The organism is Citrobacter sp. LST-B2, from assembly GCF_057983045.1.
Genome location: NZ_CP192598.1, coordinates 38,471 through 50,437 on the forward strand (window position 1 = coordinate 38,471; position 11,967 = coordinate 50,437).

10 protein-coding genes are annotated in these 11,967 nt (G+C 53.2%); 4 read left to right on the forward strand and 6 right to left on the reverse strand.

Annotated elements, in window-relative coordinates:
- Positions 1-47 precede the first annotated feature (47 nt).
- The gene (gene uhpT, locus ACQ0PY_RS00185; RefSeq protein WP_042998701.1) at positions 48-1,439 is read left to right on the forward strand and encodes a hexose-6-phosphate:phosphate antiporter UhpT; all 1,392 of its coding nucleotides are present in this window, start codon (positions 48-50) and stop codon (positions 1,437-1,439) included.
- 77 nt (positions 1,440-1,516) lie between these two features.
- Here uhpT and adeD read toward each other — a convergent pair whose 3' ends face one another.
- Entirely contained in the window at positions 1,517-3,283 is a 1,767-nt protein-coding gene (gene adeD, locus ACQ0PY_RS00190) for an adenine deaminase (RefSeq protein WP_109739717.1), read from the reverse strand.
- 175 nt (positions 3,284-3,458) lie between these two features.
- On the opposite strand from adeD, the gene ACQ0PY_RS00195 reads away from it, so the two are divergent.
- The 3 genes from ACQ0PY_RS00195 (at position 3,459) to nepI (ending at position 6,640) form a co-directional block, all read left to right on the forward strand.
- Complete coding sequence (locus ACQ0PY_RS00195; RefSeq protein WP_044328002.1) at positions 3,459-4,793, forward strand: NCS2 family permease; 1,335 nt, start codon at positions 3,459-3,461, stop codon at positions 4,791-4,793.
- A gap of 52 nt (positions 4,794-4,845) precedes the next feature.
- Positions 4,846-5,298, forward strand: a complete 453-nt coding sequence (locus ACQ0PY_RS00200; RefSeq protein ID WP_044254547.1) for a DUF1198 domain-containing protein — start codon at positions 4,846-4,848, stop codon at positions 5,296-5,298.
- 148 nt (positions 5,299-5,446) lie between these two features.
- Entirely contained in the window at positions 5,447-6,640 is a 1,194-nt protein-coding gene (nepI, locus tag ACQ0PY_RS00205; protein ID WP_044254545.1) for a purine ribonucleoside efflux pump NepI, read from the forward strand.
- Between the two features lie 111 nt (positions 6,641-6,751).
- Here nepI and ACQ0PY_RS00210 read toward each other — a convergent pair whose 3' ends face one another.
- From ACQ0PY_RS00210 to ACQ0PY_RS00230, 5 genes are all read right to left on the reverse strand, one after another.
- Entirely contained in the window at positions 6,752-8,131 is a 1,380-nt protein-coding gene (locus tag ACQ0PY_RS00210) for a carbohydrate porin (RefSeq protein WP_042998694.1), read from the reverse strand.
- Between the two features lie 326 nt (positions 8,132-8,457).
- Positions 8,458-8,760 carry a PTS lactose/cellobiose transporter subunit IIA gene (locus ACQ0PY_RS00215; protein ID WP_008786514.1) on the reverse strand — a complete coding sequence of 101 codons (303 nt, stop codon included), beginning with the start codon at positions 8,758-8,760 and terminating at the stop codon, positions 8,458-8,460.
- Between the two features lie 12 nt (positions 8,761-8,772).
- Complete coding sequence (locus ACQ0PY_RS00220; RefSeq protein WP_044263598.1) at positions 8,773-10,155, reverse strand: glycoside hydrolase family 1 protein; 1,383 nt, start codon at positions 10,153-10,155, stop codon at positions 8,773-8,775.
- A 20-nt stretch (positions 10,156-10,175) separates the two neighbouring features.
- A complete protein-coding gene (locus tag ACQ0PY_RS00225; RefSeq protein WP_042998692.1) occupies positions 10,176-11,507 on the reverse strand; it encodes a PTS sugar transporter subunit IIC in 1,332 nt (443 codons plus the stop codon).
- Positions 11,508-11,519: 12 nt separating this feature from the next.
- Positions 11,520-11,834: a PTS sugar transporter subunit IIB gene (locus ACQ0PY_RS00230; protein WP_042323435.1), complete on the reverse strand. Its 315-nt coding sequence runs from the start codon at positions 11,832-11,834 to the stop codon at positions 11,520-11,522.
- Positions 11,835-11,967: the final 133 nt, after the last annotated feature.

The following is an 11,967-nucleotide window of genomic DNA, read 5'->3' on the forward strand; positions in this document are numbered from 1 at the left end:
ACAATGCCTGCCATTCGCAGGTATAAAAATTAGCCCGGGAGTGTCCTATGCTGGCTTTTCTAAACCAGGTGCGTAAACCGACCCTGGATCTGCCGCTCGATGTGCGGCGCAAGATGTGGTTCAAACCGTTCATGCAGTCTTATCTGGTGGTCTTCATCGGCTACCTGACTATGTATTTGATCCGCAAGAACTTTAACATCGCCCAGAACGATATGATTTCCACCTACGGGTTGAGCATGACGCAACTGGGGATGATTGGTCTGGGGTTCTCCATCACCTACGGCGTGGGTAAAACGCTGGTTTCCTATTATGCGGACGGCAAAAACACCAAGCAGTTCCTGCCGTTTATGCTGATCCTCTCTGCAATTTGTATGCTCGGCTTCAGCGCCAGCATGGGAACGGGTTCCGTAAGCCTGTTCCTGATGATCGCCTTCTATGCCCTGAGTGGTTTCTTCCAGAGCACCGGCGGCTCGTGCAGCTATTCCACTATCACCAAATGGACGCCTCGCCGTAAGCGCGGCACTTTCCTCGGCTTCTGGAATATCTCTCATAACCTTGGCGGCGCAGGTGCGGCAGGCGTGGCGCTGTTCGGTGCGAACGTGCTGTTCGACGGACACGTGATTGGGATGTTTATCTTCCCGTCTATTATCGCTCTGATTGTTGGCTTTATCGGTCTGCGCTTTGGTAGCGACTCGCCGGAATCGTATGGTCTCGGTAAAGCTGAAGAACTGTTCGGCGAAGAGATCAGCGAAGAGGATAAAGAGACCGAAGAAAATGACATGACCAAATGGCAGATCTTCGTTGAATACGTGCTGAAAAACAAAGTGATCTGGCTGCTCTGTTTCTCGAACATCTTCCTGTACGTGGTGCGTATCGGCATCGATCAGTGGTCTACCGTGTACGCTTTCCAGGAGCTGAAACTGTCCAAAGAGGTGGCAATTCAGGGCTTTACCTTGTTTGAGGTGGGGGCGCTGGTCGGTACGCTGCTGTGGGGTTGGCTCTCGGATCTGGCGAACGGTCGCCGTGCGCTGGTGGCCTGCGTGGCGCTGGCGCTGATCATCGCGACGCTTGGCGTGTACCAACATGCCAGCAACCAGTATGTCTATCTCGCGTCACTGTTTGCGCTCGGCTTCCTGGTGTTTGGCCCGCAACTGTTGATTGGCGTGGCGGCGGTGGGTTTTGTTCCGAAAAAAGCCATTGGCGCGGCGGACGGTATCAAGGGTACCTTTGCGTACTTGATCGGCGATAGCTTTGCCAAGTTAGGTCTGGGGATGATTGCCGACGGTACGCCAGTGTTTGGTTTGACCGGCTGGGCGGGTACCTTCGCTGCGCTGGACGCCGCCGCGATTGGCTGCATCTGCCTGATGGCGATGGTTGCGGTTATGGAAGAGCGCAAAATTCGCCGGGAAAGAAAAATTCAGCAGTTAAGAACCGCTTAAGTGTGTAATTGGTAACATTTTGCCCAGCCTGCGCGCTGGGCTTTTTTATGCATGTGTTTGGCGATGGTTGGCTGGTATCAGTCAGCGATCTCATGGGAAGTGAAGGTAAACGTTTCACCGTCAAACAGCCCCTGGCTGGTGAGTTTTAGCGCGGGGATCACCGGCAGGGAGAGAAACGCCATCTGGATAAACGGCTCGTCGGGCAGAGAGCCACATTCGCGACCTGCTGCTTTTAGCGCATCGATCTGCTCCGCCAGCGAATCGGCGGTGTCGGTGCTCATTAACCCGGCAATCGGCAGCGGCAAGTGGCATTGTACCTGGCCGTTACGAACGACGCAAAGCCCGCCGCCATCGTCAATCACCTGATTAACAGCCAGAACCATCTCTTCAGCGCTGCGACCGATCACCACAATATTATGACTGTCATGGCTGACCGTGGCCGCCAGCGCGCCTTCACGCAGTCCGAATCCACCTAATAAGCTACAGGCCGGGGGCGACTGGCGACCGTAGCGTTCAAGCACGGCGATATAGCAAATATCATGACGATCGAAGCCCTCCGCGGTGCACTCGCAGTCACTGGCGCCTGTCACCAGTTCGTTAGGGATAACATCGATCACCCGATAGCGTTTGCCGGGGGTGAAATGCAGCGGGAAGTCATTGGCGCAAACGGGGTGGCGCGCAATGGTATTGCCATACGGCGGAACGGTTTGCGCCAGCCTTGCCGGTTCATCGGCTTTCAGACGTTCAGTGTCAACGGGTTCTCCTTTGACAAACACCTGCTGTACCGTCACGTTGCGGGCATCGCTGAGCAGGACAATATCCGCCTGTTTTCCGGGGGCCAGCAAGCCAAGATGGCGCAGGCCAAAATGATGAGCGGCAGACCAACTGGCGACGCGATAAGCGACGTGTAGCGGGACGTTATGCTGTAAAATCAGTCGGCGAATCAGGGCGTCGATATGCCCTTCATGCGCAATTTCCCAGGGATTGCGATCGTCGGTACAGAGCAGGCACTGTGGGCTGTTAAAAGCGTTGATCAGCGGTGCCAGCGCGTCGAGGTTGCGGGCGGCGGAACCTTCGCGGATCATCAGCGCCATTCCGCGTTGCAACTTGCGATGCCCCTCCTCCAGTGTGTAGCTCTCGTGACAATTCTCGATCCCGGCGGCGATGTAGGCGTTGAGCGCCTTACCGCTCATTCCTGGGCAGTGGCCGTCCAGCGTCAGATGGCGAAAGGCGTCCATTTTATCGAGCAGCGCATCCTGTCCGGCAATGACGCCTGGGTAATCCATCACTTCGGCCAGTCCGGCGACCAGCGGGTGATCGCGCCAGGCCAGCATCTGGTCGAGGGAGAAATGTGCGCCATTCACATCACATCCCTCCAGAGCGGGAACGCAGGAACTCACCTGCAGATACTGATTCTGCTTCGCCTGTTCGGCGCAGCGGATAAACCAGGAGAATCCTTTTTCGCCCATCACATTGACGATTTCATGAGGATCGCACACGACGGTGGTGAGCCCGCGCGGCAGCGTCGCGGTTTCAAAGGTCACTGGCGTCATCATGCTGGATTCAATGTGCAGGTGAGCGTCGATAAAGCCGGGTACCGCTGTTGCGCCGTGGGCGTCGATGCGCCGTAATGCCGGAGCGTCACGATACTCCGCCCCGATGCCCGCGATATGCCGCCCTTTGATCACAATAGGACCAGTCATTTCTCCGCCATTGATAATATCGAGAAGGATGACATTATCAATAATATAATCAGCAACCGCTTCGCCGCGTGCAACGGCTAACAATTCTTGCTGTTCCTGACGGCTAATATAATGAAATTTATGACTTATGCTGTTATTCATATTTTTCTCATTTTGATTTTATCAATTTGATTATTATTTATCATTAAGAAATACCGGGTAATTATTTTAAGTTTATCGATTAACGGGCATTTGCATTGTGATTACAATCACTGAATTAAAGACAGGAGATGTTTTAAATGAGGCCTGCTTATATCTTCATAAATGGATGAGAAAAATGAATAATGATATCAGTGATGACGTGCAGCATGATTCAAATCACCTTTCGCGATTATTTAAACTCCGCCAGCATGGCACCGACGTGCGGACCGAAACGATTGCCGGGATGACGACGTTTTTAACCATGGTGTACATTGTTTTTGTTAACCCGCAAATACTTGGGGCCGCGCAGATGGACCCCAAAGTGGTGTTTGTCACCACGTGTCTCATCGCCGGTATTGGCAGCATCGCGATGGGCCTCGTCGCTAACCTTCCCGTTGCATTAGCGCCGGCGATGGGATTGAACGCGTTTTTTGCCTTTGTGGTGGTGGGAGCAATGGGGGTAAGCTGGCAAACGGGAATGGGGGCTATCTTCTGGGGGGCGGTCGGACTATTTTTACTCACCCTTTTTCGCATCCGTTACTGGATGATTTCCAATATCCCGATTAATTTACGTATCGGCATCACCAGTGGTATTGGTTTATTTATTGCGTTGATGGGATTAAAAAATTCGGGCGTCATTATTGCAAATAAAGACACCCTGGTGACCATTGGTAACTTAAGCTCTCACAGCGTATTACTGGGGATTTTAGGTTTCTTTATTATTACCGTGCTGTCATCACGTCATTTTCATGCTGCGGTGCTGATCTCTATTGTCGTCACCTCCTGCTGTGGGTTATTTTTCGGTGATGTCCATTTTAGCGGCATTTATTCTGTGCCTCCCAGTATTAGCGGAGTGATGGGTGAGGTCGATTTAAGTGGTTCTTTATCGCTTAATCTGGCCGGGATTATCTTTTCGTTCATGCTCATCAATTTGTTTGATTCATCAGGAACATTAATTGGTGTGACGGATAAAGCCGGGTTAATCGGTAGCGACGGTAAGTTTCCTGGTATGAGGCGGGCACTGTATGTCGACAGTGTGAGCTCGGTTGCCGGGGCGTTTATCGGCACCTCGTCTGTGACAGCCTATATTGAGAGCACCTCGGGCGTGGCGGTTGGCGGGCGTACCGGCCTGACGGCGGTGGTGGTTGGTGTGCTCTTCCTGCTGGTGATGTTCTTTTCTCCGCTGGTGAGTATGGTTCCCGCTTATGCAACGGCAGGCGCGCTGATCTTTGTCGGTGTGCTGATGACCTCCAGCCTTTCCCGCGTTAACTGGGATGATTTAACCGAATCGGTTCCTGCGTTTATCACCACGGTGATGATGCCTTTTAGTTTTTCCATTACTGAGGGGATCGCGCTTGGCTTTATGTCGTACTGCATCATGAAAGTGTTTACCGGACGCTGGCGGGAACTGAACCTGTGCGTCGTTGTGGTCGCGGTGCTTTTTGCGCTGAAAATCATTCTGGTGGATTAGTATTCACGGACCGTTTCCAGATATCATGAGCGCTGATAAAGCAGGAGAACGCATGATCTGGATAATGCTGGCCACACTGGCGGTGGTGTTTGTTATCGGGTTTCGGGTACTCACTTCCGGATCCCGGCGGGCGATTCGCCGCTTGAGCGAGCGCCTGAATATTGATGTGGTGGCGGTAGAATCGATGATCGATCAGATGGGAAAAGCGCAGGGTGAGGCATTTATGCAGTATCTCCATCGCCCCGACGAGTCACATCTGCAAAATGCCGCTCAGGTTTTGTTGATCTGGCAGAGCGTCATTGTGGACGGCAGCGAGCAGAACCTGTTGCAGTGGCATCGCCTGCTGCAAAAGGCCAGGCTGGCTGCGCCAGTCACCGATGCGCAGGTACGTCTGGCGCTCGGTTTCTTACGCGAGGTTGATCCGGATATGCAGGACATCAACGCCTTCCAGATGCGCTACAACGCCTTTTTTCAGCCTGAAGACGGCGTGCACTGGCTGCATTAAGAGCAATATGGATACGAATGTTGTTACGCAAGTGAAGCGTAAGGCAGGGGTAGCCATCGGACAAATAGTTGCCAAAACGTTAAATGCGTCACAATTAAAATGTTACACTGCGTGACTTTTCCACCAGAACACCACGCAGGTCGCATAAATGAGTGAATGTATCGAAGAAAAAACCCGCGCTGACGTTGTCGCCCGCCCGAACTGGTCGGCGGTATTTGCCGTGGCGTTCTGTGTCGCTTGCCTGATTACCGTCGAGTTTTTACCTGTCAGTCTGTTGACGCCAATGGCGCAGGACCTGGGGATTTCTGAAGGCGTTGCCGGACAGTCGGTGACTGTCACCGCGTTTGTCGCCATGTTTGCCAGCCTGTTTATCACGCAGATCATTCAGGCAACGGATCGTCGTTATGTGGTGATTCTGTTCTCCGTGTTACTGACCCTCTCCTGCCTGCTGGTCTCTTTTGCCAACTCCTTTGCGTTATTGCTGGTGGGACGCGCCTGTCTGGGACTGGCGCTGGGTGGATTCTGGGCGATGTCGGCGTCGCTGACCATGCGCCTGGTTCCGCCGCGTACCGTGCCAAAAGCGCTGTCAGTGATTTTCGGCGCGGTTTCTATCGCGCTGGTGATTGCTGCGCCGTTGGGCAGTTTTTTAGGCGGCATTATTGGCTGGCGTCACGTCTTTAACGCCGCAGCGGTGATGGGCGTGCTGTGTATGGTCTGGGTGGTGAAATCACTGCCGTCGCTGCCCGGTGAGCCTTCTCATCAGAAGCAAAACATGTTCAGCTTGTTGAATCGTCCCGGTGTTGCGGCAGGGATGATCGCCATCTTTATGTCCTTTGCCGGCCAGTTTGCGTTCTTCACTTATATCCGCCCGGTGTATATGAATCTGGCGGGCTTTGATGTCGATGGCCTGACGCTGGTGCTGCTGAGCTTTGGCATCGCCAGTTTTGTTGGCACCTCGCTGTCGTCTGTGATTCTTAAACGCTCGGTCAAGCTGGCATTAGCCGGTGCGCCGCTGGTACTGGCGCTGAGTGCGTTGGTGCTTACGCTGTGGGGCAGCGACAAGATTGTGGCGGCGGGCATTGCGATTATCTGGGGACTGGCGTTTGCACTGGTGCCGGTGGGGTGGTCGACATGGATTACCCGATCGCTTGCCGATCAGGCAGAAAAGGCTGGATCCGTCCAGGTCGCCGTGATCCAGCTTGCCAATACCTGTGGGGCCGCGGTGGGAGGCTATGCACTCGATAACCTTGGCCTGCTGTCGCCCCTGATGCTTTCCGGCAGCCTGATGCTGCTGACGGCGCTTCTGGTGGCAGCGAAAGTTCGCATAAAGGGTATGCAATGATCTCACACTCTGTTTGTCGAATGGCGCTGCGCTTATCCGACCTACGGTACGGAGACCTGTAGGCCGGATAAGGCATTTATGCCGCCTTCCGGCATAACGCGATATGGCTCATCAGAACCACGCTTCCCACATCGCGCCGACGTTGAAATCGTCCAGCGTTTCGTCATCCGTGCCGTTCACGCGAGCGGTGCGGTCGTTATCCACTTTGCCGCCGGTGACGTAGAAGCGCAGCATCGGGCGGAACTCCGGCCCCATTGCAATCGACATGTTCTGCGACAGCGTCAGCTTCCAGCCTTTGTTATCGCCGCCGTTATCATAGTCGACACGCTGATAGCCCGCTTCCAGCCAGGTGGAGTGCACGTCGTTCCAGAAGTACATTGGACGCACAATAGCACCATAGTTCTTGCGATTTTCACTCTGATCGGCGCTGTTGTCGTAGTCATGGAATGCCAACAGGTATTCAACCTGCGCCTGCTGCGTAAACTTGTGGCTCCCTTCGAAGCTGGCGTAAATCGCGGTCAGATCGTCGGTTTTGTTGTAGACGCTGTTGTCGGAGTTATCAGAGTAACGGGCGATCACTTTGTTGACGCCGCTGTCATTGGTGTGGCTGACGACAAACGCGCCCTGCCAGGCCTTCAGGCGATCGTCGCTATCGACCGCTTTCGAGTCAAAACCATAGTTGGCATAGATTTCCAGATCCAACGGACCGAGTTTCATGCCGTGAATTTTTGAGGTCACGGCGTAGTTGCCTTTGTCACCGGTGCCGGAACCGCCGGTACAGGTGATGCGTGACGGGTTGGCCTCATCTTCCATCACTTCCGGGCTGCACGATTCCACGGCGGCCACGGTCGCCACGTCAAACTGCACGCCGCCAATATCGAAGTTCTTCACCCCGGCACCCTGGCCGTCGTGGTTCATCCAGAAGTAGTCGTTGATCCCTTGTTGCGGACGCTGGTGGAAGTCGCGCCCCGCCCAGATATAGGCATTCGGGTTGGATTCCAGAACGTTGGTCACCCCTGCGTAGGCCTTTTTGAGGTTCACCTCGTCGCCCCAGTGGTCGATCATCACGTTGATATCCCAGATCGCACCGTTGTCGCCTTTGAATGCTTTGGAAAGCTGGAATTCGCCGCCGTTGCCTTCGTTACCCAGACGACCAATGGCGGACGCGCCGTTATAGGAACCGTCCACGCCGACGTACTTCTGATCGCCGCTCTGGAAGTGCGCGCCGTAACGCGCATAGCCGCTGAATTTCACACCGAACGGGATGGCCATATCGGGTGACTGCGCGGCGCTTTGCGGCTCAACAATCACATCGGTTTTTTTCGCCACAGCAGCGTCCATTTTCGCCTGACGTTCCGCAAGGGCTTTGTCTACGGCTTTGGCGACAATGGCGTCGATTTGTTCCTGCGTAAATTCCTGTGCGAGTACAGAAATCGGGCAAAGCGCGGCCACGACCGCCATGGCTAATGGAAGTTTTTTTATCATGTTCATGGTTATCTCATTTACGTTTTATCCTTCAGTTTGCATTGAGCATTCTGAAGAGATGTGCGCATTAATTTATTTTAAGATAATAACCATCCCGCCTTGGTGTAATTCGCTATCACCAAAACAAGTTGATCTGTTATTTATAGGTGCGGGTACAGAATGCGTTTATTTAATCGTAATAGCGTCTCCGTTTATTATTATTACCCTTCGACTTTCAAGCTGTTTCTTTGTTGGCTACGTTCGTTCACCCCAGTCACTTAGTTGAGTAAGCACCAGGGAATTCTCTCTTGCCGCCTCGACGCAACTCGAAATCCATTGGGTATAGATTTAAATTAACGTTGGTAGAGATGAATAATTTCTTCTGACAGTTCGCGGGCTAGCAGCGATGTCATTAAATGATCCTGCGCATGCACCATAATTAACGTCATGGGTTGCCGGGCTTCCCCGGCATCCTGTTCGATCAATTTGGTTTGCATGTGGTGGGCCTGACGGGCGTAACCGTCCGCCTCCCGAAGCAGGCTTTTCGCCTCGTCAATGTTGCCTGCACGCGCAGCGTGAAGCGCCTCGAAGCACAGACTGCGGGACTGTCCGGCATTGACGATAATTTCCATTACTGCTTCTTCTAATGCAATCATTGTAAATATCTCTTAATCGAATCCGTTATGTTCGGCGGTATTGGCGAACCACTCGCCGCTCTTTTTCACCGTACGTTTTTGCGTGTCTAAATCTAACTGGACAAAACCATAGCGGTTTTTATATCCGTTGAGCCATGACCAGTTATCAATAAAGGTCCACATATGGTAACCAAGGCACTGACAGCCTTCACTGATCCCTTTATGTAGCCATTTAAGATGTTCAGAGACAAATTCAATACGGTAACTGTCGTTAATTTGCCCGTTCTGAATAAATCGCTGTTCGTTTTCTACACCCATTCCGTTTTCAGAAATAAAGCAGCGCGGGTTGCCGTAATTATCACGCAGATTGGTAATAATATCGTAAATACCCGGCTCATAAATTTCCCAGCCCCGGTAAGGGTTCATTTTACGGCCTGGCATTTCATAATAATCAAACAACCACTCCGGCATAAATGGCGCATTCAGATTGATGGCGGTATCGCGGCATTTTACGCGGCGGGGCTGATAATAATTAATGCCCAGCAGGTCGATTTTGCCATCGGCAATCAGCTGTGCGTCACCTGGTTGGCAGGCGGGCAATTGATCGTACTCTTTCAGTAACGCCACCAGATCCGCCGGATATTCCCCTTTCAGCACCGGGTCGAGGAAGCTGCGGTTGAACAGCAGATCCGCATGGTGCGCGGCTTTCACATCCGCCGGATGCTGTGAGCGCGGATAAGAAGGCGTCAGGTTGAGCACGACACCGATTTCGCCGTCGTTGTTGCCCGCACGATAAGCGCGAACCGCCGTCGAGTGCGCCAGCACGGTGTGATACGCCACGGTGGCTGCGCGTCTGAAATCCACCACGTTGGGGTAATGGAAGTCATACAGATAGCCGCCTTCTACCGGCACAATCGGCTCGTTAAAGGTGAACCAGTGCTTAACGCGGTTGCCGAACAATTCGAAACACGTCTGCGCGTAGCGGCCAAAGGCTTCCACGACGTCACGGTTTTCCCAGCCGCCTTTCTCCTGCATCACCATCGGCATGTCGAAGTGAAACAGCGTGATAAACGGCGTGATACCCTGTGCCAGCAGTTCGTCGATAACGTTGTTATAGAACGCCACCGCTTCTGGATTCACCTCGCCCGTGCCGTCTGGAATCAGGCGCGACCAGCTTAACGAGGTGCGGAAGCTGTTATGTTTCAACTGCTTCAGCAGCGCGATGTCCTGTTTCCAGTGCTGATAAAAGGTTGAGGTGTTCGCCGGGCCAACCCCCTGATGGAAACGACCTGGCTGGCGGTCGAACCACACATCCCATGTGGTCTGGCTTTTGCCGCCGTTCAGGCTATCCCCTTCGGTTTGCAGCGCTGAGCAGGCACTGCCCCACCAGAAGTTTTCAGGAAAACGGTATCTCATTGTTCTGACTCCTTGATTCATTATGAGTTGCTACGGGCAGCGTTCGCCACGGAGACGGCATCCTGGGCTTTTTGCTCTTCTGTCTTCAGCAGAGAACGTTCGTAAGCGCGCAGGAACGGGAGGTAAATCAACGCTGACATCACCATACAGATCAGACACATCACCACCGGACTAAAGGCCCAGTTTGCCGCCCAGGAGGCGCCAATCGGTGCGGGCGTGGTCCACGGCGTCAGTGACACCACCTGATCCAGCCAGCCCAGGCGGGTTGCGGTGTAAGCCAGTACGGCGTTGATCATGGGCACGAAAACGAACGGGATAAACAGCATCGGGTTCATGATGATCGGCGCACCGAACAGAATAGGCTCATTAATGTTGAAGAAGCTAGGGACGATGCCCATTTTGCCGATCGTCCGCAGATGGGTAACGCGACTACGCAGCAGCAGGAAGGCCAGTGGTAAAGTCGAGCCCACGCCGCCGATCAGCAGGTAGTGATCCCAGAAACCTTGTAAATAGACGTGTGGCAATGCCGCGCCTGCTGCCAGCGCCGCCTGGTTCGCGGAAAGGTTGGCCATCCAGAATGGGTTCATAATGCCTGTGACGATCAGCGAACCGTGAATACCAGCAAACCAGAAAATCTGGCACATCAGGACCGAAAGCAGAATCGCCGGCAGGGAGTCAGACGCGGAAACCAACGGCGCCAGCAGGTGCATGATCGCCTGCGGAATGATCATGCCGGTCTGCGCTTCAATAAACAGGTTCAGCGGGTGTAACGTCGCAATGACCACCAGAACCGGAATGAGGATCTCAAACGAACGGGCGACGCCGGTCGGAACCTCTTTCGGCAGACGGATAGTGATGTTGTGCTGCTTCAGCCAGGCATAAACGCGCGTGGCATAGATGGCGGTGATCAGCGCGGTAAAGATCCCCTGACCGGAAAGGTACTGGGTGGAGATTTTCCCGTCGGCATACGGGGCGGCGACCAGTAAAAAGGCCATAAACGCCAGCAGGCCGGACATGATTGGATCGAGATTAAACTGACGGCCCAGACTGGCGCCAATGCCCACAGAGATGAAGAACGTCATAACGCCCATGCTGAGGTTAAACGGCAGCATCAACTGTTCACGATACGTGGCGGAGAAATCGAGCCAGCCACGGGCAAAGCTGTTGGTGGTTTCGGCAGAGAACGGCGGAAAAATAAACACCAGCATGAACGAGCCGATGATCATAAACGGCAGCGCCGCGGTAAAACCATCACGAATCGCAATCACATACTTTTGCTGGCCCAGTTTACCGGCAAGAGGGGTGATGGATTGTTCTATGACAGCAACCATTGACTGATATAACGAACTCATAATGACACCTTTCTAATGTGCCGCTTCAATCAGCGACAGAGCAAAATCCAGCACCTTGTCACCGCGTTGCATTCCGTAATCCTGCATATCAATGGCTTTTACGGGGATGTTTTGGGTGGCAGCCTTCTCTGAGAGCGTGTTAAGCATGTATTTTACCTGGGGGCCAAGCAGCACCACCTGGTAATTTGGAAACTGAATGTCAAATTCGGAAACGCCATATGCATCAATTTGGACTGGCAGCTTCCGCTCTTCTGCGGCTTCGACCATTTTACGAACCAGCAGACTGGTGGACATCCCTGCAGAGCAACACAACATAATCCTGAACATTATTAACCATCCTCAAAATGTAAAAACTTATTGCGAGTCTGATTTGATATCATACGGAAACCGGTTTCCATATGAAGCAAACGGAACTGTGACAACCGTCAAGATCTTATTCTTATAAGGCTAATTATTTGGA

Coding starts and splice junctions, on each gene's coding strand:
- uhpT (WP_042998701.1), top strand. CDS start 48: ATGCTGGCTTTTCTAAACCAGGTGCGTAAACCGACCCTGGATCTGCCG.
- adeD (WP_109739717.1), bottom strand. CDS start 3,283: ATGAATAACAGCATAAGTCATAAATTTCATTATATTAGCCGTCAGGAA.
- ACQ0PY_RS00195 (WP_044328002.1), top strand. CDS start 3,459: ATGAATAATGATATCAGTGATGACGTGCAGCATGATTCAAATCACCTT.
- ACQ0PY_RS00200 (WP_044254547.1), top strand. CDS start 4,846: ATGATCTGGATAATGCTGGCCACACTGGCGGTGGTGTTTGTTATCGGG.
- nepI (WP_044254545.1), top strand. CDS start 5,447: ATGAGTGAATGTATCGAAGAAAAAACCCGCGCTGACGTTGTCGCCCGC.
- ACQ0PY_RS00210 (WP_042998694.1), bottom strand. CDS start 8,131: ATGAACATGATAAAAAAACTTCCATTAGCCATGGCGGTCGTGGCCGCG.
- ACQ0PY_RS00215 (WP_008786514.1), bottom strand. CDS start 8,760: ATGATTGCATTAGAAGAAGCAGTAATGGAAATTATCGTCAATGCCGGA.
- ACQ0PY_RS00220 (WP_044263598.1), bottom strand. CDS start 10,155: ATGAGATACCGTTTTCCTGAAAACTTCTGGTGGGGCAGTGCCTGCTCA.
- ACQ0PY_RS00225 (WP_042998692.1), bottom strand. CDS start 11,507: ATGAGTTCGTTATATCAGTCAATGGTTGCTGTCATAGAACAATCCATC.
- ACQ0PY_RS00230 (WP_042323435.1), bottom strand. CDS start 11,834: ATGTTCAGGATTATGTTGTGTTGCTCTGCAGGGATGTCCACCAGTCTG.